17 protein-coding genes are annotated in these 21,125 nt (G+C 61.8%); 12 read left to right on the forward strand and 5 right to left on the reverse strand.

What is annotated here, in order from left to right; genetic code table 11:
• The first annotated feature begins 611 nt into the window (after nt 1–611).
• From ENZ74_RS01045 to ENZ74_RS01090, 9 genes are all read left to right on the forward strand, one after another.
• Complete coding sequence (locus ENZ74_RS01045) at nt 612–1,082, forward strand: Rrf2 family transcriptional regulator (protein ID WP_063169612.1); 471 nt, start codon at nt 612–614, stop codon at nt 1,080–1,082.
• Nucleotides 1,083–1,113: 31 nt separating this feature from the next.
• Nucleotides 1,114–2,448: an FAD/NAD(P)-binding protein gene (locus ENZ74_RS01050; protein ID WP_013528704.1), complete on the forward strand. Its 1,335-nt coding sequence runs from the start codon at nt 1,114–1,116 to the stop codon at nt 2,446–2,448.
• A 291-nt stretch (nt 2,449–2,739) separates the two neighbouring features.
• Complete coding sequence (locus ENZ74_RS01055) at nt 2,740–4,179, forward strand: pyridoxal-phosphate dependent enzyme (RefSeq protein WP_063169613.1); 1,440 nt, start codon at nt 2,740–2,742, stop codon at nt 4,177–4,179.
• Nucleotides 4,176–5,357, forward strand: a complete 1,182-nt coding sequence (locus ENZ74_RS01060; RefSeq protein ID WP_063169614.1) for a PLP-dependent aspartate aminotransferase family protein — start codon at nt 4,176–4,178, stop codon at nt 5,355–5,357. The genes ENZ74_RS01055 and ENZ74_RS01060 overlap by 4 nt, the downstream gene beginning before the upstream one ends.
• 336 nt (nt 5,358–5,693) lie before the next feature.
• Nucleotides 5,694–6,662, forward strand: a complete 969-nt coding sequence (locus ENZ74_RS01065) for a GlxA family transcriptional regulator (protein WP_024504110.1) — start codon at nt 5,694–5,696, stop codon at nt 6,660–6,662.
• Between the two features lie 321 nt (nt 6,663–6,983).
• A complete protein-coding gene (locus ENZ74_RS01075) occupies nt 6,984–8,288 on the forward strand; it encodes a Xaa-Pro peptidase family protein (protein WP_063169616.1) in 1,305 nt (434 codons plus the stop codon).
• Nucleotides 8,289–8,391: 103 nt separating this feature from the next.
• Nucleotides 8,392–9,072: an isochorismatase family protein gene (locus tag ENZ74_RS01080; protein ID WP_063169617.1), complete on the forward strand. Its 681-nt coding sequence runs from the start codon at nt 8,392–8,394 to the stop codon at nt 9,070–9,072.
• Entirely contained in the window at nt 9,069–10,016 is a 948-nt protein-coding gene (locus ENZ74_RS01085) for an alpha/beta hydrolase (protein WP_063169618.1), read from the forward strand. Before ENZ74_RS01080 ends, ENZ74_RS01085 begins: the two co-directional genes overlap by 4 nt.
• A gap of 507 nt (nt 10,017–10,523) precedes the next feature.
• Nucleotides 10,524–12,164: an ABC transporter substrate-binding protein gene (locus tag ENZ74_RS01090; protein WP_063169619.1), complete on the forward strand. Its 1,641-nt coding sequence runs from the start codon at nt 10,524–10,526 to the stop codon at nt 12,162–12,164.
• 512 nt (nt 12,165–12,676) lie between these two features.
• On the opposite strand, the gene ENZ74_RS34310 is transcribed toward ENZ74_RS01090, so the two are convergent.
• The 5 genes from ENZ74_RS34310 to lepA all read right to left on the reverse strand — a co-directional run bounded on the left by ENZ74_RS34310 (nt 12,677) and on the right by lepA (nt 18,408).
• Nucleotides 12,677–13,069, reverse strand: a complete 393-nt coding sequence (locus ENZ74_RS34310; RefSeq protein WP_244514249.1) for a hypothetical protein — start codon at nt 13,067–13,069, stop codon at nt 12,677–12,679.
• A 260-nt stretch (nt 13,070–13,329) separates the two neighbouring features.
• Nucleotides 13,330–15,258, reverse strand: coding sequence for an AAA family ATPase (locus ENZ74_RS01105; protein ID WP_063169620.1), 1,929 nt, complete (start codon nt 15,256–15,258; stop codon nt 13,330–13,332).
• On the reverse strand, nt 15,245–15,766 hold the full coding sequence (locus ENZ74_RS01110) for an ABC-three component system middle component 5 (protein ID WP_063169621.1): 522 nt from the start codon (nt 15,764–15,766) through the stop codon (nt 15,245–15,247). The genes ENZ74_RS01105 and ENZ74_RS01110 overlap by 14 nt, the downstream gene beginning before the upstream one ends.
• Complete coding sequence (locus ENZ74_RS01115) at nt 15,763–16,335, reverse strand: ABC-three component system protein (protein ID WP_063170410.1); 573 nt, start codon at nt 16,333–16,335, stop codon at nt 15,763–15,765. Before ENZ74_RS01115 ends, ENZ74_RS01110 begins: the two co-directional genes overlap by 4 nt.
• Nucleotides 16,336–16,602: 267 nt before the next feature.
• The gene (gene lepA / locus ENZ74_RS01125; protein ID WP_063169622.1) at nt 16,603–18,408 is read right to left on the reverse strand and encodes a translation elongation factor 4; all 1,806 of its coding nucleotides are present in this window, start codon (nt 18,406–18,408) and stop codon (nt 16,603–16,605) included.
• A 187-nt stretch (nt 18,409–18,595) separates the two neighbouring features.
• Here lepA and ENZ74_RS01130 point away from each other — a divergent pair, with 187 nt between their 5' ends.
• From ENZ74_RS01130 to ENZ74_RS01140, 3 genes are all read left to right on the forward strand, one after another.
• Nucleotides 18,596–19,768, forward strand: coding sequence for a pilus assembly protein TadG-related protein (locus tag ENZ74_RS01130; RefSeq protein ID WP_063169623.1), 1,173 nt, complete (start codon nt 18,596–18,598; stop codon nt 19,766–19,768).
• Nucleotides 19,769–19,936: 168 nt separating this feature from the next.
• The gene (locus ENZ74_RS01135) at nt 19,937–20,248 is read left to right on the forward strand and encodes an endonuclease domain-containing protein (protein ID WP_244514250.1); all 312 of its coding nucleotides are present in this window, start codon (nt 19,937–19,939) and stop codon (nt 20,246–20,248) included.
• Between the two features lie 151 nt (nt 20,249–20,399).
• Nucleotides 20,400–21,098 carry a DUF1223 domain-containing protein gene (locus ENZ74_RS01140; RefSeq protein ID WP_063169625.1) on the forward strand — a complete coding sequence of 233 codons (699 nt, stop codon included), beginning with the start codon at nt 20,400–20,402 and terminating at the stop codon, nt 21,096–21,098.
• Nucleotides 21,099–21,125: the final 27 nt, after the last annotated feature.

The following is a 21,125-nucleotide window of genomic DNA, read 5'->3' on the forward strand; positions in this document are numbered from 1 at the left end:
CTTCATAATAGTCAGCTAATTCTATGGTTCTTGTAGAGTTAAATCCTTCCAACCAAGGCGGGCTTGTTAGAAAAAAGCTGTCGATGGTGAGGTGGTGAGGCGGATAGGGTGGTTGCGGTGGGGCAGAGTGTCGCCACAGGGCAGGCCTTTCGACGCCGGCGGGCCAGCGCCCCCCTCTGTTCCACCGACCTTTAACCTCCTGAACTGCGGTGATGGCTCCGCCTACGCCCACCGCGAACTAGAATTCCCGCTTCCGGCCTCTTCCAGGCAAATTCATGCCTCAAATAACCGCCGATTTGACAACCCATTCCGCGTGTTCGAGGGTAAGTATAGTAATCTTATCGACATTGAGATTGGAGGCGACGATGAGCAGTCACCATATCGCGATGATCGCGCCCCCAAACTCGTGCGCTTTTGTGTCCCTGTGGGCACAAAGGCTAGTCAAAATGGCCCGCGCGGCTTGAAAACGAAGCAAAATCAGAAGTTCTCGGCTTGTACATCATGTCACTAGAATTTATGTGTCATGCGGGCTTGGACGCGGCGGCAACGCACGCCAGGCGTTTTGCAACCGATGGTTCCATGCCGTCGCATGCCAGAGAAAATTTGATCTCATGCTCACCAAAAAAGGTAAGTACGGCCTCAAGGCGCTTGTCCACCTCGCGCGATTGCCGGCCGGGCAGCTCGCCTTCGTCAACGACGTCGCCACCGGCAACAACATCCCGAAGAAATTTCTCGACGCCATCCTGGGCGAGTTGCGCAATGCCGGCTTCGTCCAGAGCCGCAAGGGCAAGGATGGCGGCTATCGCCTGGCGCGCCCCGCCGACGAGATCAAGGTCGGCCATGTGGTGCGCGTCCTCGACGGTCCGCTGGCGCCGATCCCCTGCGCCAGCCGCACCCAGTACCAGCGCTGTGAAGATTGCAACGAGGCGAGATGCCAAGTCCGACATCTGATGCTCGAGGTCCGGCAGGCGATCGCCGAGGTGCTCGATCAGCGCAGCCTCGCCGAAATGCGCGATATCTCTCTCGACGACCTGTCGGTCGGCATCGGCGATCTGCCGGTCGCGGTGAAGGTCCAGGCCTGACACTGGCGCTGCGCAGAGCGAAGGCATGCCTATGACCGGGCGCGCCAACTCCATCATCATTGTCGGTGGCGGCGCCAGCGGCGTCGTGCTGGCCGCGCATCTCCTGAAGTCGCCCAATCCCGACCTGCGCGTCACGCTGATCGAAAGGCGCCCGCATTTCGGCCAGGGCATCGCCTATTCGACGCTGCTGTCGGCGCATGTACTGAATGTCAGCGCCGCCGGCATGAGCGCCTATGCCGACGATCCCGGCAATTTCTGGCGCTGGCTTCAGGAACGCGGCCTGGCAACGGCTGAGGAGGCGCCCTTCTATGCGCCACGCAGCATCTATGCCCGCTATCTCGGCGAGTTGCTGGTCGATCTGGAAGCGCGGGAAAAGCAGAGCGGTCGGCTTCGGCTGATCCGCGAGGAAAGCCTCTCGATCACGCCCACCGCCTCCGGCGTCGAAGTGGCGCTGGCCAACGGCACCAGCGTCGTTGCGCATCTCGCCGTGCTGGCCACCGGCCACGACGAGGAGCCGGCGCAAGGCCATGCCATCAGGATGGGATCGGAAGCCGACACAGCACTTCCGCCCGGCGCCGGCGTCATGGTGCTGGGCACCGGCCTCAGCATGGTCGATGCTTTCCTGGCGCTGGAGCAACGCGGCCATCGCGGCGACATCATAGCTGTGTCCAGGCGCGGCCTGCTGCCCTCGCCGCATCGCAAGGGCAATCCGATCAAGCTCGACGTCGCCGACATTCCGCTCGGCACGCAGCTCTCCTATTTCGTCGGCTGGTTCCGCGACCTGATCAAGGAAAACCAGAAGGCCGGCATCGACTGGCGTGACGTCGTCGACGGGCTGCGGCCGTTCAACCAGAAGATCTGGCAGAACTGGCCGGCTTCCGCCAAACGCCGCTTCGTCGAGCACACCAAGGCCTGGTGGGACATCCACCGCCATCGCATGGCGCCCGAGGTCTACGCCCGTGTCACCGAGGCCGTGCAATCCGGCCGCATCCGCCTGGTCGCCGGCCGCGTCGTCGACATTGCGCGCAACGGCGAATTCACCGTCCAGGTCCAGTCGCGTCACACGCAGCGTCTCGAGACCTTCGAGGTTGCCCGCATCTACGATTGCTCTGGCATCGTCAGGGACATCTCGACCTCGTCGAACAGCGTCGTGCGCTCGCTGGTCGACCGCGGCCTGGCAAGGCCGGATCCGCTGCGCATCGGCCTCGACGTATCGACCAAATGCGAGATCATCGCCGGCGACGGAACCGTTTCGGCCAAGATCCTCGCCGTCGGCCCGCTGACGCGCGGCACCTTCTTCGAGATCGACGCCATCCCCGATATCCGCGTGCAGTGTGCGAGGCTGAGCAAGCAGCTGCTGGGGTAGGCTGTGTCGATATTCAGGTGATGCCGGCCTGCAAATGCGGCTTCCTGTGGCTTCCGGTGCTCACGTACCCAAAAGTACGCTCTGCTCCGGTTCTCGGAATCTGCCATTTTCGGCTCGGCCTGACCTGAATCTCAACACACCCTCCAAGCCCTTGAGGCACAAACCGGAATTTCATTCCGCATCTGGCCGGTTGATTGGCACGATCTATCTTCTTTCCGACTGCAAAGGGCTGGAAAAGAGGCTACGCTGCCGCCCTGCCCAGAGGCGGTCGCTTGGTCATGGAGCATCGATATGAGCGAGCATGAGATCGCCACACTGGACAGTGCCCCCTCGGAAGCCGAATTGTCCCGCCTGCGTCCGCCCTACAAGTCGGTGCTCGACCTGATCGGCCAGACGCCGGTGGTCGAGCTGACCAAGTTCGACACCGGCAAATGCCGGCTGTTCATCAAGCTCGAAAGCCAGAATCCCGGCGGCTCGATCAAGGACCGCATCGCGCTGTCGATGATCGCCGCGGCTGAAAAGCAGGGCAAGCTCAAGCGCGGCGGCACCATTGTCGAGGCGACGGCCGGCAACACCGGGCTTGGCCTTGCCCAGGTCGGCATCCCCAAGGGCTATCGCATCGTGCTGGTGGTGCCCGACAAGATGTCGCGCGAAAAGATCCAGCACCTGCGCGCGCTCGGCGCCGAAGTGCGCATGACGCGCTCCGATGTCGGCAAGGGCCATGCCGAATATTACCAGGACATGGCCGAGAAGATCGCGGCGGAAACGCCCGGCGCCTTCTATGCCAACCAGTTCGCCAACCCGGCCAATCCGCTGGCGCATGAAACCACCACCGGCCCGGAGATCTTTTCGCAGCTCGACGGTGATGTGGATGCCGTGGTGGTCGGCGTCGGCTCGGGGGGCACGCTGACCGGGCTTGGCCGCTACTTCGCAAAAGTGTCGCCGAAGACCGAAATGGTGCTGGCCGATCCGGTCGGCTCGGTGCTGGCGCCGCTGATCAAGACCGGCAAGATGGAAGAGGCCGGCAGCTGGACCGTGGAAGGCATCGGCGAGGATTTCGTGCCGCCCAATGCCGATCTGTCGCTGGTCAAGAAGGCCTATTCGATCCCCGACAAGCAGAGCATGCTGGCGGTGCGCGACCTCTTGTCCAAGGAAGGTATCCTTGCCGGCTCATCCTCGGGCACGCTGCTGTCGGCGGCGCTGCGCTATTGCCGCGAGCAGACGGTGCCCAAACGCGTCGTCACCTTCGTCTGCGACAGCGGCAACAAGTACCTGTCGAAGGTGTTCGACGATTTCTGGCTGGCCGAGCAGGGGCTGGCCGAGCACGAGCAGCATGGCGATCTGCGCGACCTGGTGATGCGCTCGCACCGCACCGGCGACACCGTCTATGTCGGCCCGGACGAAAGCCTGCTCAATGCCTATGGCCGCATGCGCCGCTCCGATGTCTCGCAGCTGCCGGTGCTCGACAATGGCAAGCTCGTCGGCATCGTTGACGAAAGCGACATACTGGCCAAGGTCGACGGCCCTTATGACGGCCGCTGGGAGCGCTTCAACGGCCCGGTGCGCACGGCCATGACCTCCAACCTGCACACGCTGCAGGCCAGCCAGACGCTGGACGCGCTGCTGCCGGTGTTCGACCGCAACGAGGTCGCCATCATCTTCGACGGCGACGAATTCGTCGGCCTGATTACCCGCATCGATCTGATCAACCATCTGAGGCGCGCACGATGACCAGCAATACTCCGCCAGCCGGGAAAAACCGTCTGGCTTTCTCGACGCGCACCATCCATGGCGGCCAGAGCCACGACCCGCTGACCGGCGCGGTGATGGTGCCGATCTACGCCACCTCGACCTATGGCCAGCAATCGCCCGGCGTGCACAAGGGCTTTGAATATGCCCGCAGCCAGAACCCGACGCGCTTTGCTTTCGAGCGCGCGGTGGCCGACCTCGAAAGCGGCTCGGCCGCGTTCGCCTTCGCGTCAGGGCTGGCGGCGATCGCCACCGTGCTGGAGCTGCTCGATTCCGGTGCGCATATCGTCGCCACCGACGACATCTATGGCGGTTCCTTCCGGCTGATGGAGCGGGTGCGCAAACGCTCGGCCGATCTGCAGGTCTCGTTCGTCGACTTCACCGACCTTGCCGCCGTCGAGGCCGCGATCCGGCCCGAGACGAAAATGCTGTGGGTCGAAACCCCCACCAACCCGCTGCTGCGCATCGTCGACCTCGAAGGCGTCGCCGCACTTGCCAGGCGCAAGGGGATTCTCACGGTCGCCGACAACACCTTCTGCAGCCCCTATATCCAGCGGCCGCTGGAGCTCGGCATCGACATCGTCGTGCATTCGACGACCAAATATCTCAACGGCCATTCCGACATGGTCGGCGGCGTCGCCGTGGTCGGCGACAACAAGGATCTGGCCGCCCAGCTGAAATTCCTGCAGAACGCCATCGGCGCCATTTCGGGCCCGTTCGACAGTTTTCTGGCGCTGCGCGGCCTCAAGACCTTGGCGCTCAGGATGGAGCGCCATTCCGCCAACGGCCTGAAGATCGCGCAATGGCTGGAAGCGCGCCGCGACGTCCGCCGCGTCATCTATCCCGGCCTCGCCAGCCACCCGCAGCACGCCGTCGCCGTCCAGCAGATGCATGCCTTCGGCGGCATGATCACAGCCGTGCTCGACCGCGACCTAGCCGGCACCAAAAAGTTCCTCGAACGCACGCAATTGTTCACGCTCGCCGAAAGCCTCGGCGGTGTGGAGAGCCTGATCGAACACCCGGCGCTGATGACGCATGGCTCCATACCGGCGGAGAAACGGGCCGAGATCGGCATATCGGATTCGCTGGTAAGGTTGTCGGCGGGGATCGAGGATGGCGATGATCTGATTGCGGATCTGGAGCAGGCGCTGGCGGGTTAGAAGCTTAATCAACTTGCAACTTCAGCGTTGCCCCTCATCGCCCTGCCTTGGCTCCTTTCCTTTCCCTCCGGAGGGGAGAGAGGTGGCTCGGCGAAGCCGAGACGGAGTGGGGGAAGGCGTTCGCAGACGCGCAGTCGCCGCAAGACAGGCACAATCTGACGAGCAAGAGACCTCAGGGCGCGCGGCGAGGGTCGACCCCCACTCCGTCGAGCTTCGCTCGACACCTCTCCCCCGATCGACGAGGGAGAGGAAGGGCAAGGGGCGGCGCGCGGACGTCTCATGATGATGGACCGGCCAATTGACCCCGAACCCCATCTGCCCGAAATGTAGCGCCCCATGGCCACGCGCGAACCACCCAAGCCCACTGAACCCCTCACTTTCGCCGTGCTGGTGTTCCCAGGTTTTCCGATGATGGCGTTCAGCTCGGTCATCGAGCCGCTGCGCGCCGCCAATGTCCTGGCGAAACGGCAATGCTATCGCTGGATCATCGTCGGCGGCACGAAAGGTGCGGTCGAGGCGTCGAACGGCGTCGTCATCCAGCCGGGCTTTTACGCCGAGGATGCGCCGAAGGTCGACCGCATCGTCGTCTGCTCGGGCGGCGATGCCGATCACCTCGTCGCCGAGGACGCTGCACACTGGATCCGCAAGAGCCTGCGCAATGGCGCCCATATCGGTGCGGTGGCGGATGCCGCGTTCTTCCTGGCGCGCGCCGGCCTGCTCGACGGCCATGCCTGCACCTTGCACTGGACCAGCCAGGCCGCCTTCACCGAAGCCTTCCCCAACATCGAGCTCAGGCGCGACCTCTATGTTATCGACCGCAAGCGCTTCACCTCGGCCGGCGGTGTCGGCAGCCTCGACATGATGCTGGAGATCATCACCCGCGACTACGGCGCCGAGCTTGCCGCCGGCGTCGCCGAATGGTTCGTGCACAGCCAGCTGCGCTCCAGCATCGACCGCAAGATGATGCCGCTGCGCCTGCGCACCGGGGTCCAGAACGAGCTGGTGCTGTCGGCCATCGCCATCATGGAGGACGCGGTCGAGGAGCGGCTCGGCATGGCCGAGCTGACCGCGAAGCTCGGCGTGTCCTCAGACAAGCTCGAGCGCTCCTTCCGCTCCGAACTCGCCATCTCGCCCAATGGCTATTACCGGCGCCTGAGGCTCAAACGCGCCGCCGATCTTTTGGCGCATTCGACGCTCGCCGTGCGCGACGTGGCGCTGGCGTGTGGGTTTGCCTCGATGTCGAGTTTTGCCCGGGCGTTTCGCGAGGAGCATGGCCATCCGCCGAAGCTGGCGCGACGGCATTAGGCTTGGCGCTCGCTGACGCGGTGAGATGTTGGCGGGACAGCGCCCCCCTCTGTCCTGCCGGACATCTCCCCCTCAAGGGGGGAGATCGGACTGCATCTCTGCTTTCGCCAATCTCAGATGTTGAAGAAAAGAACGGCGGCATCGAAAATGCCAATCTCCCCCTTGAGGGGGAGATGCCGGGCAGGGCAGAGGGGGGCGCGAAGGATCGCGACGCAACCGATTAGCCAGCGGCATCCCGCACAACAGCTGCGGTTTTCCGCACAATCCTCCCGCCCCTCTTGCGCCATGCTGCGACCTCGCAACCCAGCCAAGGCCGAGCCCATGAGCATCGTCGTTTTCGACCCCGACAGCACCGAGGACGTGAACTTCAAGGATCGCATGCGCCACCCCGCGGCGGCCGATCCGGCCGGCGGCATGTGGCTGTCGGACACCGAACCGTCCTTCATCGATGCCGATGCCCTGCGCAAAGGCCGGCTGGCCAAGCTGCGCGGCTGGATGCGCAAGGCCGGCTATGGCGGCGTGGTGCTGTTCGATCCGTACAACCAGCGCTACGCCACCGGCTCGCGCAACATGTTCGGCTATTTCCTGCGCAACTCGACCCGCTATTTCTTTATCCCGACCGACGGGCCGATCGTGCTGTTCGAATACCCGCAGAGCTATCATGTCTCCATGGTACTCGACACGATCGACGAGGCGCGGCCTTCCAAGTTGGTCTGGTCGTCGGTCTCGGGCCGCGACGACGAGACCGCAGGTCCGTTCGCCGACGAGATCGCCGAGCTTTTGAAAAAGCATGGCGGCGGCTCGATGAAGCTCGGCCTCGACCGCTGCAGCCATCTGCAGGCGCTGGCGCTGGAAAAGCGCGGCTGTGAGGTCAGGGATTGCCAGGGCGAAATCCTGGCGGTGCGCGCGGTGAAGACGCCGGAGGAAGTGAAATGCCTGCAGGTGTCGATGGCCGGCGCCGAGGCTGCCGTCTATGCGGTGCGTGAGGCGATCAAGCCCGGCGTTTCCGAAAACGACCTGTTCGCCATCATGTATGGCGAGGTCATCCGCCAGGGCGGCGAGTTCATCGAGACGCGGCTGCTGACATCAGGCCAGCGCACCAACCCGTGGTTCAACGAGGCCAGCGGCCGCAAGATCCGCCCCGGCGAACTCTTGGCGCTCGATACCGACACCATCGGCTGCTACGGCTATTATTCGGATTTCTCGCGCACCTTCCGCTGCGGGCCAGGCAAGCCGACCCCTTACCAGAAGTCGCTCTACCGCATGGCGCACGATCAGGTTCAGCACAACATTTCGATCGTCAAGCCCGGCATGGCCTTCCGCGAGATCGCCGAGCAGGCGTGGAAGATCCCCGACCGTTTCGTCGACCAGCGCTACACCTCGGTCATGCACGGCGTCGGCATGCATGGCGAAACGCCGTTCATCGCGCATGCCATGGATTACGAGACCTATGGCCGCGACGGCCATATCGTGCCAGGCATGGTGGTGAGCGTCGAAAGCTATATCGGCGAAAAGGGCGGCCGCGAGGGCGTCAAGCTGGAGGACGAGATCCTGATCACCGAGACGGGCACGGAGCTTCTGTCGCGCTTTCCTTATGAGGACGAGTTTCTGGAGACGCAGGTTTGATACGGGCAACCAATGAGCGCCTCGTTGCCTGGCGCCCCCCTCTGTCCCGCCGGCATACGGAAGGGTCTTTGACTGCCTCGCCCATGCATCACGCAGGCGCCGCATGAAAACGCCCATCTCCCTCAAGCCCGGCACGGTGGCCGCGATCTTCATCGACCTGCAGGAAGAGCACCGGCAGGACCCGCGCTACCTCGTCGAGGGCTTTCCCACGATCCTCGCCAACGTCCAGCGCCTGCAGGCGGCGGCGCGGCGGAACCAGGTGCCGCTCTACCACTGGGCCTACATCGTCGATCTCGACAAGCAGGACCGCCCGTTTCATCCGCTCGGCGAGGACGGCAAGTCGGCCTTTTCCGACAAGAGCGATCCGCTGACCGAAATCTGCCATGAGGTGGCGCCGGCCAAGGGCGAGGCGCTGCTGATCAAGGCCGAGGCCAGCGCCTTCCGCACCGGGCCGGCGGCGGGCGACATCAAGTCGGCCGGCATCGAATGGTTGGTCATATCAGGCGTCTGGACCGAGGCCTGCATCGACGCGTCGGTCAAGGATGCGGTGGCCAAAGGCTTTCGCGTGCTGCTGGTCAAGGATGCCTGCGGCAGCGGCAGCGCGGCCATGCACCAGACCGGGATCCTCAACCTCGCCAACCGGCTCTATGGCGGCGCCGTCACCGACACCGACGGCGCCTGCCGGCTGCTGGCCGGCGAAACCGTCACCGTCTGGCAGGTCGAGGGCTCGGTGCCGCTGCGTTTCAGCTTCGACAACGCGGCCGCGCTCTACGCCGATCTATGACGCGCGGCCCCTACGAAACACGGCTCGACCCGGCCCTTTGGGCCTATATCGACGCCGTCAACGCCTGGCATCCGCCCGAGATCATCGGCCTGCCGATCGACAAGCAGCGCGCCGTCTATGACAGGATGAGCCGGGCTTTCCACCAGGGCCGCCCGCCCGGCGTCAAGGCCAGCGACGGGCTGATCGCCGCCGCCGGCCGCGACATCCCGGTCCGGCGCTACCGGCTCGAGGGCAACGCCGCCAAGGCGATGGTGGTCTACTACCACGGCGGCGGCTTCATCCTCGGCGGGCTCGAAAGCCATGACGACATCTGCGCCGAGCTCTGCGCCGGCACAGGTTTCGACGTGCTGTCGGTCGATTACCGGCTGGCGCCGGAGCATCTTCATCCCGCCGCCTTCGATGATGCGGTGGCCGCCTTCGAATGGGCAGCGGCGAGATCAGGCCTGCCGCTGGTGCTGTGCGGCGAAAGCGCCGGCGGCAATCTCGCCGCGGCGGTGGCGCAGGCGACGCGCCGCCACGCCAGCGCTGCCATTGGCCAGGTGCTGATCTACCCCGAGCTCGGCGGCGACGAGCGCGCCGGCTCCTACATCGAACACGCCGACGCGCCGCTGCTGTCGGTGGCCGACATCGCCTTCTACCGCGACGTCCGTTCGGCCAGGCGCCAATCGCTTGACGATCCGACTTTTGCGCCGCTGCGCGACAAGGATTTCACCGGCCTGCCGCCGACGGTGATCGTCACCCCCGAATGCGACCCGTTGTCCTCGGATGGCGAGACCTACCGCGACCGCATTCTGGCCGCCGGCGGCAAGGCGTGGTGGCACGAAGAGCCGAGGCTGGTGCACAGCTTCCTGCGTGCCCGCACCACGGTGCCGGCGGCGGCGGAAGCGTTTGCGCGGATCGTGGCTGCGGTTGCAGCGCTGGGCAGGGGTGAGTGGCCGTATTGAACATAGCGAAGGCCCCCTCATCCGGCCGCTTCGCGGCCACCTTCTCCCCGCTGGGGAGAAGAGGGAAGCGCCGGCGCTGCAAGTCTCCTCTCCCCTCGGGGAGAGGTCAGCCGAGCGAAGCGGAGGCTGGGTGAGGGGGCGTCTCGCGTGAAGCGCCGGCATCCTCTTTTCAACAATGGAACATAGGAGGTCGAGTCCCGTCGTACCGACCCCCTCTGTCGCCTTCGGCGACATCTCCCCCTCAAGGAGGGAGATTCGCGCCGCGCCATCGTCCAACGCATACGCCAATCGCCGACTCCCCCCGCGGAACCCCGCACAATCACTGCGGAAAAGCGAACACTCCGCGGCGTCACCCCGCTCTATCATTCCCCCTCAGGCAACGGCGCCCCGGCGGTCGCGTCCGCCCCCGCGCCTGTCGATCGGCCGGGGCGATTTTTCTGTGCATGCCATTGTCCCAAAACCGCTGGGCACTTTTGGGCGGCATGCATCAACAACAGGGGAACGACGATGAAATTCATGCTGACCGACCGCAAACTCCACCCGCAAGCCAAACCCGTGGCCGACGATTTCAAGGCCGGCGGCATCAACCGCCGCGAATATCTGGCGCTGATGGCCGGGCTCGGCGTCAGCGCCGCCGGGGCGCTGGCGCTGGGCGGACTTGGCACCATCCCTGCCCGCGCGGCGGAACCCAAGAAGGGCGGCGTCCTGCGCGTCGCCATGAACGTCAAGGGTTTCAAGGACCCGCGCACCTTCGACGGCGTCGAGATGTCCAACGTTGCCCGCCACTGCAACGAATATCTGGTGCGCTGGAACACCGACTTCTCCTTCGAGCCCTGGCTGCTCGAAAGCTGGGAGGCGAGCGACGACGCCAGGATGCTGACCCTGCATGTGCGCAAGGGCATCTCGTGGTCGAACGGCGATGCCTTCAACGCCGACGATGTCATCCACAACCTCACCCGCTGGTGCGATGCCTCGGTGCCCGGCAATTCGGTCGCCGCGCGCATGGGCGCGCTGGTCAATGCCGACACCAAGAAGGTGGTCGATGGCGGCATCGAAAAGGTCGATGACTTCACCATCAAGCTGAACCTGCCCAAGCCCGACATCTCGCTGATCGCCGGCATGGCCGACTATCCCGCACTGATCATGCACCGCTCCTATGAGGGCGACGGCGATCCCCTGAAGGCGCTGGCCATCACCACCGGTCCCTGCGAGCTGGTCAGCTGGGATGCCGAGACCGGTGCCGAGGTGAAGCGCAAAGACAAGCCCTGGTGGAAGGGCGAATTCTACTTGGACGGCATCAAATGGGTCGACTACGGCTCCGACCCCAACGCCATGCTCTCGGCCTTCGAATCCGGCGAGATCGACACCGACCACGAGACCGCTTCCGATGCCGTCTCGCAGACCGAGCAGATGGGGCTGATGAACTCCGAGATCGCCACCGGCTCGACCATCGTCGCCCGCTTCAATGTCGCCAACGCGCCCTATGACGACGTCAAGGTGCGCCGCGCCGCCCAGCTCGCCGTCGACAATGCCGCCGTGCTGGCGCTCGGTCTCGGCGGCCGCGGCAAGCCCGCCGAAAATCACCATGTCGGCCCCATGCACCCCGAATATGCCGATATCGGCCCGGCGAAGCGTGACGTCGAGCAGTCGAAGAAGCTGTTGGCCGAGGCCGGCAAATCAGACCACGAATTCGAGCTCATCTCCGTCGATGTCGAATGGCAAAAGAGCACCGGCGACGCCATCGGCGCGCAGATGCGCGAGGCCGGCCTCAAGATCAAGCGCACCGTGCTGCCGGCCGCCACCTTCTGGAACGACTGGAGCAAATACCCCTTCTCCTGCACCGAATGGCTCGGCCGCCCGCTCGGCGTCCAGGTGCTGGCGCTGGCGTATAAATCCGGCGCCGCCTGGAACGAAAGCGCCTACGCCAATCCCGAATTCGACACGCTGCTAGACAAGGCACTGGCGACACCCGACGCCAAGGCGCGCAAGGAGATCATGGGCAAGATCGAGCAGAATCTGCGCGACTCGGGCATCATCATCCAACCCTACTGGCGCTCGGTCTACCGGACCTGTCGCAAAGGCGTCGAAGGCTGCGAACAGCACCAGGCGCTGGAGCAGCACTTTGAGAAGGTGTGGATTGAGAGTTGAGAGGCGGTCCGCGCTAGCGGACGTAAAGCCAATTGCTTGGCTTTACGAGCCTCGAACGCTCTGAGCCTGCGAAGGGCCGGGCGACGGTGATGCGCCGGCATTTCTAACCTTCTCCCCTTGTGGGAGAAGGTGGATTGCCGCGCAGCGGCAAGACGGATGAGGGGTGTTCCAGCTTGGCGATACGCCAACAGTAAACGCCCTGACCCAGAGCAGAACCTTCACCGCCTCACTCCGTCACGCACCCCTCATCCGTCTCGGCGCTGCGCGCCGATCCACCTTCTCCCACAAGGGGAGAAGGTCAGAAGCGTCAGCGCCCCTTCAAGTGCAGGGCTAGCCGGTGGATCGCTGCGATCATCTGACGGGTTGAAAATGGCCGGCGCGAATGCCGGTGAGGCAGTTGCCTGAGCCCGCGCCGGCCACTGGCGAACCTGGGTCCGCCGCCCGGATTTTTTACCGTTCCGCCGATGCCCGATCAACCAGGCCGGACGTTTGGTACGGAAGCGAACAAAGGCTCACCGGGCCGGCTTCAGCAGCGTCCAGATCCAGCCGACAAAGGTCAGCACCAGGAACGGATAGCCGGCGGCGGGCAGCGGCGCCGAGGTCGGCAGCAAGGGCGCGCCCCAGAGGATCATGCAAGCCGAGACGACAAACAGCGCGGCGGCCACGAGCGCGGTGAGGCGCATCCACAGGGCGAATGTCTTCGGCGCGCTGACCATGACCAGTGCGGCCGCCCAAAGCGAGATGCCGCCGACATAGGACGGCACGCTGGCCTCAAGCCCCGCCGCATTGCCGGCCATCAACAGGGTCTCGCCGGCCAGGAAGGTCAGGAAGCCGGCCGCTATGCAATCATTGCCCAGCCGCTGGTGTTTCATCGTCAGCAGCGCGGTGGCGACCACGAGAGCCACGCCGTCGATCGTCCAGAGCGTTTCGCGCAGCGGCGCGCTGGCGACGAAGGTGCCGGCCAGCCCGAAGGCGCCGCCGCAAGGCCGACCGCGGCGGTGGTGTCTGATGTGGTGCGCATTTGAGGGGAGAGAATACCCCGAGGTGGGTCTGCCCTCCCGAACACAACAGTCGCGCTTCTCAGAGCCACGCAATCGGAGAAATGGCCATTTCGTGGCCCCATCGCCGCGTTCGCGCAGGATATGATGCCATCCCGACTCACACTTCAATTTAACCTGATATCAATCGTCTTTTCGTCGCTCGTGGAAAACGCCCCGACTGCATATGCTTCGTCTTCCAAGATCGGCTCGATCATCGCAGTCGCGTAGATTATCTGATGCTCTACCTTACTTTCCTTCGAGATACGGAGGATTTGCAGTTGGAAGTTTTGGCTGCGGATTGCCTCCACCCCCATGTTTTCGTGAGTATCAATCATGCAGAAGCGGGGATGGCGAAAGAACTCCGTCTTAGTTGCTGCAGCAAGGAATCCCAGGTAGAAGCTGCTTTTCAAAATCGCTCTGGAGCTAGCCGAGAAGTAATTCTCCCCGTCTACAGCGATCTTGTTTTGCCCAAACGTAAAGCTGATAGTTTCAGGGTCCTCAAATATATCTTGCCGCCTCAAATCGTTGCGTAGAAGCTCCTTAACCTCGTTAGAGATACGAGTATAGGCGATGGATAGTCTATTCTGCTGTTGAGCGCGAAGTGCATCATTGTAGGATTTTAGCCCAGCGATAGCACCTTCCAGCTCCTCGCGCCGACTCGAAAGCTCTCGTATAGTTTCAACCAATTTGGCCTTCTGATCTAAATCTTCGACCTGTCTCTCCAAGTATCCGGCTCGTCGGTGCAATTCTCCGATACGGTCTCGTAATGTAGTCGATGGCAATCGTTGCACCGAAGCAAGATGTTGGGACGCCTGTTGCCAATCTTCTTCGAGTCGCCGCAGTGAAATATCCAATCGGGTTAGGCGCTCACTTCGCTTCCTTTGAAGTTCCTCCGATTGGTTGATCTGGAGGCTGGTGTCAAGAATCAGACCGGAAATGCGTACTTGGGTCTGTTCGGAGTCAAATGGCGTTTTGCACAAATGGCAAGAATGTGGAGCAGGCTCATCCTCCAAAGGCGCGTAGCAGGCTGGACACCACTGAAAACTGACCTCTCCGATATTTTCGACCACATTCTCAGAGTCCTTCAGGGCCTCGATCTTGTTCCGGAGGCTAACAATGAAAGCATCGGAATCAGCGATCGTAAGCGTGAGGGCGTCACGCTCTTGACGGGTCCGCACGAGGCTCGACTGAATCTCTTGGACCCGCCTGTAAGCGGTTTCTTGCGAGTCCAGTGTGAATTGGTCCTTTGCATCGCTGGAAAAAAGTGCGGCCTCAGATTGTTCGATCGCAGTCTGAACCGCAGCCCGGTCCTTCTCCAGGTTATGTCTCTGAGCCTGAATCCATTCGGTAGTTAATCCCTGGTCCGGCCCTCCTACTCTGCCCAATATCGTAAATAGCGAGTGTAGCTGCCCAATTACCTTGTCCAGCTCTTTGCTATACTCCTTTATTTTTTGCTCGTTATCGTAAAGATCGCTATCGTATGCGCCACAAAGGAGTCGTCCTACCGTATCTCGCAAATTTGCTTGATCAAATCTTTCGAAACGAAAGATGTCCTCTATTGGGCTTAGCTGGTCAGCGTACAGCAATCTAAGTATCTGATGCATAGTTATGTTGCCGGACAGATCGCTTGATACCTCCGGAATTCCCAGGAGGCCAAATATTGCTTGCGAAAAGCTCTCGCGATTGCTCGTACCTCTATATGGATAGCGTATCCAGTCGGATCGGGCAGCCCCTGTCGCCATCTCGTATGGGCCACCAAAAACTTCCATTGGCTGCTGCCCGGTCGACTCGGAAATCTCTCTGCTAAGGGTCACTATGCGCCCGTTTATACGCGCCTCAACGACAACTCTCGTGCAAAGGCGAGCCACTGCGCTCCAATCGGCGAGTTCTCCCCCGAGTCCATAGAAGATGAAATTTAAAACAGTCGATTTTCCGGAGGAATTATCACCACGGACGACATTAACGCCCTCATGGAACTGTTCGTTGTAAACAACGAGATGACCCCGCTCGACCACAACACGCGTCACTATCAGCGTAGGCTCATACCGCATCATATCGATGCTCCAACAGGCCAGTTCTCGCCTTCAGCCCGTTATCCCCTTGCAGAGGATAGTCCGATGCCAGAGTGGCCAAGAAATCCATGAGGTCGGACTGAGATTCGTTGATCTCGGCTACTCGTTCCGCGAGACTCCGAGGAATTGTGGACCCTGTGGCTCTAACTTCCTTTTGCGCAAGCGCATCGACACTCACCAAAGACTTGGCGGCAAGGGTTTGAATGGCCGCTGCTTGCATAGGGCGCATACGTTCGAATACCAACCTGGCATCGGGTAGCTCGCCATAAGGTTTAGTAAAAGCATATCGGTCTGATAGCTTTTTGAACTTCTGATGCTGGGCTGTCAGCCGAATGTCCCGAACTTTGTGAGGGAACAAAAGGTAGAAATCCAGAATCCGCAACTTATCGTAGGCCAGCGCCTCCGAAGGGCCGAGCACATTTCGTAGACGTAAAAACCTAAAAACCGCATGAAAAGCGTCAAAAGCAGGCTGAAAGGAGAGCTGAGTCATTTATGCCAACGGACGAAACATTGTTCTGCCAGCCAGTAAATCATCCCCATTGCGGTGTTATGATCTACCTCCAGGACGCTTGCACCGCAGTCCTCAACAGTTGGAATCACAATTAGCTCATTCATGAACTTGTTTATTTCCACCACGCCACATGTAGAAATTTGTGGGAGGATTATATCATTAAACTGCCGTTCAGCTCTCGCCAACAGATATACGATTATCTGTTGAGCAGAATAATAATGAGACCAGCGCTCTAGAAGTTTGACGAACATTTCCTTCATTTCGATGGCATCAGAGTAGGAATCCTCTCGGCCACTCACGCTCAACTTTGCGCGTAGTCCCCGAACACCGTCGTGCGATCGTTGAGAATAGAACCGTTTGAGTCTGTCGATGGTGTCTCTGGCTACTTGATTTCTTTCAATTTCAAGCTCAAGCTTTTGTAACAGCTTTTCGATCGCGCTTACGCGGTTTGCGGCGATGTTCTTGTAAGTATGGTTGATGTCGCGAGCCGCCATGTCGCGACCCGCGCTGGCTCCCGACTGATCGACTGTGGTTGAATTTGCCGTCACGCTACGCGCCTTTATCGACACGTTACTTCGTGATCGTCTTGTCACGTCCTACTAAGTCGCCACCAGCGGTAGCGCCACCCTGATTAACGGCGTTTCCACCAGGGCCTGCTCGATTTTTGATAATTTGAAATGTTATGAGCGAACCAGCGCCCAGACCTACTAGAAAGCTAATTATTTCAGAAATGTAGTCTGCAATTGCTGCCATGAATCACCCCCGAGCCACGGCCAGTTTAGCACCCTTTTTCTATTTTGAAACTACTTAAGGACCTAGTCCCCCATCTTCAAGGCCTGGATAAACGCCTCCTGCGGAATGTCCACCTTCCCGAACTGCCGCATCCGCTTCTTGCCTTCTTTCTGCTTGTCCAGCAGCTTGCGTTTGCGCGAGACGTCGCCGCCGTAGCATTTGGCGGTGACGTCCTTGCGCAGCGCCGAGATGGTTTCTCGGGCGATGACCTTGCCGCCTATTGCCGCCTGGATCGGGATCTTGAACAGATGGTTCGGGATCAGCTCCTTGAGCTTCTCGCACATCTGCCTTCCGCGCTTTTCCGCCGCCGTGCGGTGCACCAGCATGGACAGCGCGTCGACCGGCTCCTCATTGACCAGGATCGACATCTTCACCAGGTCGCCCTCGCGGTAGTCGGTCAGGTGATAGTCGAAGGAGGCGTAGCCCTTGGAGATCGACTTCAGCCGGTCGTAGAAATCGAAGACGACCTCGTTGAGCGGCAGATCGTAGATCAGCATGGCGCGCTTGCCGACATAGGACAGGTCGGCCTGGATGCCGCGCCGGTCCTGGCAGAGTTTCAATATGCCGCCGAGATAGTCGTCGGGGGTCAATATGGTGGCGCGGATCCACGGCTCCTCGATCGCCGAGATCTTGACCACGTCGGGCATGTCGGCCGGGTTGTGCAGTTCCTTCATCGAGCCGTCGGTCAGAGCCAGCCGGTAGACGACGCTGGGTGCCGTGGCGATCAGGTCGAGGTTGAACTCGCGCTCCAGCCGCTCCTGGATGATTTCGAGATGTAAGAGGCCAAGGAAGCCGCAGCGATAGCCGAAGCCGAGCGCGGCGCTGGTTTCCATTTCAAAAGAGAAGCTGGCGTCGTTGAGGCGCAATTTGCCGACTGCGGCGCGCAGATCCTCGAAATCGGCGGCGTCGACCGGGAACAGGCCGCAGAACACCACAGGCTGCGCCGGCTTGAAGCCGGGCAGCGCCTTGGCGGTGGCGCGCTTGTCCTCGGTGATGGTGTCGCCGACGCGCGTGTCGGCCACTTCCTTGATCGAGCCGGTGAAGAAGCCGAATTCGCCGGGGCCGAGCTCGTCGACATTGATGCGCGCCGGTGTGAACACGCCGGTGCGCTCGACCAGATATTTGGCGCCGGTGCCCATCATGCGGATGGTCTGGCCCTTCTTCAGCACGCCGTCGATGACGCGCACCAGCACGATGACGCCGAGATAGGCGTCGTACCAGCTGTCGACCAGCATCGCCTTCAGGGGTGCCGTGGCGTCGCCTTCGCGCGGCGGCGGCAATTGGTGGACGATGGCCTCCAGGACATCCGGAATGCCGAGGCCGGTCTTGGCCGAGATCAGCACGGCGTTGGAGGCGTCGATGCCGATCACCTCCTCGACCTGCTCGCGGATGCGCTCGGGCTCGGCGGCCGGCAGGTCGACCTTGTTCAGCACCACGACGATCTCGTGGTTGTTGTCGATCGCCTGGTAGACATTGGCCAGCGTCTGCGCCTCGACGCCCTGGGAGGCATCGACGACCAGCAGCGAGCCCTCGCAGGCGGCCAGCGACCGCGACACTTCATAGGCGAAGTCGACATGTCCGGGCGTGTCGATCAAATTGAGGATATAGTCCTCGCCATTGTTGGCGCGGTATTTCAGCCGCACCGTCTGCGCCTTGATGGTGATGCCGCGCTCGCGCTCGATGTCCATCGAGTCCAGCACCTGCTCCTTCATGTCGCGCAGCTCCAGCCCGCCGGTCAGCTGGATCAGCCTGTCGGCAAGCGTGGATTTGCCATGGTCGATATGGGCGACGATGGAGAAATTGCGGATGTGGTCGAGGGGCGTGCTCATGGCGCGCGTTTAGCAGGGGTGGCTTGCCCGAGCAAGCTGTGCGCCTTTGCCGGAGCAGGCAGCACGGGCACCTGTCGCTTTTTTCGCGCTTTTCGCGAAAAATCTATAAATTTTAACCAAGCCCGTTAGAGCATAATTTGCGAACGGGATGTTAGCGGAGGGAAATATCTGATGTAAGGACGAAGGCATGCGGGGGCTTGCAGGCAGTTTTATCGAGTCGCGGAGCGGCTCGTTCGCACCGATACTCATTCTTGCCATGATACCGTTGATCACCGCGATCGGCTTTTCCGTCGACTACACCTCCGCTGTCCAGACCAGGTCGACCGAGCAGGCGGCACTCGACGCCGCGATCCTGTCGATCACCACGATGGATACGGCCTCGACGAAGCCGCAGCGCCAGGTGATGCTCCAGGATACCTACAGAGAAAACGGCGGGCGGGGCGCAGCGACCCTGAACAGCTTCGACGTCAGCGCCAACGGCACCGCCACCGCGCAGGCCTCGGCAAGTTTCGCCATGCCGACCGTGTTCATGCAGATCGCCAGGATTCCCACGGTAACGGTCGGCGTCGCGTCGGCGGTGAGCAAGACGCCGGCGCTGGTCGAAGCTACGTTCAATGTCGATCACGTTTCGGGCTACTGGAACAAGACCATGACTCTGTACGGCCTTCCCTACGGTTGGACCTCCACGACCACGCCGACGGCCATGATGAAGGCCAACTACAACTACAAAGCGTATAGTTATTCCTATACGAGCGGTGGTAAGACCTATACCGCTGCCGAGCCGAAAGGTTACGGGACGACAACTATTACCACGGGACCAACCGATACGCTGGTTCAGACCCAACTGTGCACGACAGTAGGATCAACAACCGATTTCACGGCCACTGCGGGAGTTTACAAAAGCACCGCGGTGGCAAAAAGCGGAAAAACGAACGGCTCCACCGTCTATTTCAAGACGACGTGCGCGACCACGAATTCCGCCGGAAACAGCAGTGGCGCAACAATCAACGTGAGCACGATGGACAAGCTCTATCTGCAGATGGATGTGCCGTCCGGGCCGGTCAACCCGCTCAGGTCGAACAATACAGACACGTCGAACCGGCTCTACCTCGGCGCCGGGTACAGCACCGCGGCACAAAAGGCCCTGAACCCTTCCAAATACCTCCCCGTCGAGGTTGCCAGCAACACGGTCGTCGACATCTTCGCCGTGGTGCCCTGCAGCGAGACCAGCGATCAGGCATGGGAAGACGGCGGCAACAATCCTCCACTGCCAGACGTTACGAACGCCGACTTCTTCTACAGCGTGATGGGCAAGTGCGACTTCAACAAGCGACCGTCCGACACACTGCTGACGCAGTAGATGCTGCTCCTCTTGCCTTCTCCCCTTGCGGGAGAAGGTGGATCGGCGCGTAGCGCCGAGACGGATGAGGGGTGCTGGACGGAGCGCAATAGCTGGCTAATCTAAGCCATGCCGCATCAACCTGTCCCGCCAGCCAAACGAAGCTTCGCCCGTTCGCTCCGGCGTGTAATGACGGAAGCGGAAGACCGGCTGTGGCATGAACTGCGCGACCGCAGGCTCGACCGGATAAAATTTCGGCGCCAGGTTCCCATTGGAAAGTACATTGCCGATTTCGTCTGCTTCGAAGCACGCTTGGTCGTCGAGATCGATGGCAGCCAGCATGCGGAGTTGGAGTCTGACAGCGTCCGCAAAACTCACCTGGAAGAGAAAGGCTTTCGCATTCTGCGCTTTTGGAACGATGACGTTCTGAAAGACATGAACGCCGTTAGCGATACCATCATCGCCTATGTACGGGATACCAGCCTACAGCCTTGGCGGTAGGGGCGCGTTCTTCCCTTCTCCCACAGGGGGAGAAGGGAAGAACGCCTGCGGCCCGATCACAAACCGGTGAGCGCTGTAACGAAGGCGCCGACAGCGGCGAAGTGGGGATATCTGCGGTGCTTCCAGGCGCCGCCGCCCACGGAGCAAGCCGATGTCGCGATCCTGTACGTTCATCAAAGTGTCCAGCCTCTCGGCGATTGCGCTGGCAGCGTCGCTCGGTGCGGCGGCGGCCCAGCCGCTCAGCGTGGTCGAGCTGTTCACCAGCCAGGGCTGCTCGTCCTGCCCGCCGGCCAATGCCAATCTGATCAAGGTCAAGGACCAGCCCGGCGTGCTGGCGCTGTCGTTCAACGTCACCTACTGGGACTATCTCGGCTGGAAGGATATCTTCGGAAAACAGGAATTCACCCGGCGCCAGGTCAGTTATGAGCCGGCGCTCGGTCATGACGGGCCGTTCACGCCGCAAGTGGTGGTCAACGGCCATGCCGATGTCGTCGGTGCCGCACCCGGCGAAATCGAAAAGCTGATTGCGGCGAGCGGCCGGACAAGCGGCCCGGCATTGTCACTCGATGGCGGCAGGATCAGCATCGGCGCCGGCGCCGCACCTGGCGGCCACGCCGATGTCTGGCTGGTGCGCTATGCCAAGGGCGTGGTCGAGGTGCCGGTTTCGCGCGGCGAAAACACCGGCCGCACCTTGCCGCACGCCAATGTCGTGCATGCGCTCGAAAAACTCGGCAGCTGGACCGGCGCGGCCGCGACATATCCTCTGCCCGCCGCGTCCGGCGGCCTGAGCACCGCCGTGCTCGTGCAGTCGCCCGGTGGCGGACCGATCCTGGCTGCCGCGACCGACTAGATCGCGCTTCGACAAGAAATTGCGCAA

The sequence above is a fragment of the Mesorhizobium sp. M7A.F.Ca.CA.002.15.2.1 genome, from assembly GCF_003998715.1.
Taxonomy (GTDB): Bacteria; Pseudomonadota; Alphaproteobacteria; order Rhizobiales; family Rhizobiaceae; genus Mesorhizobium; species Mesorhizobium ciceri.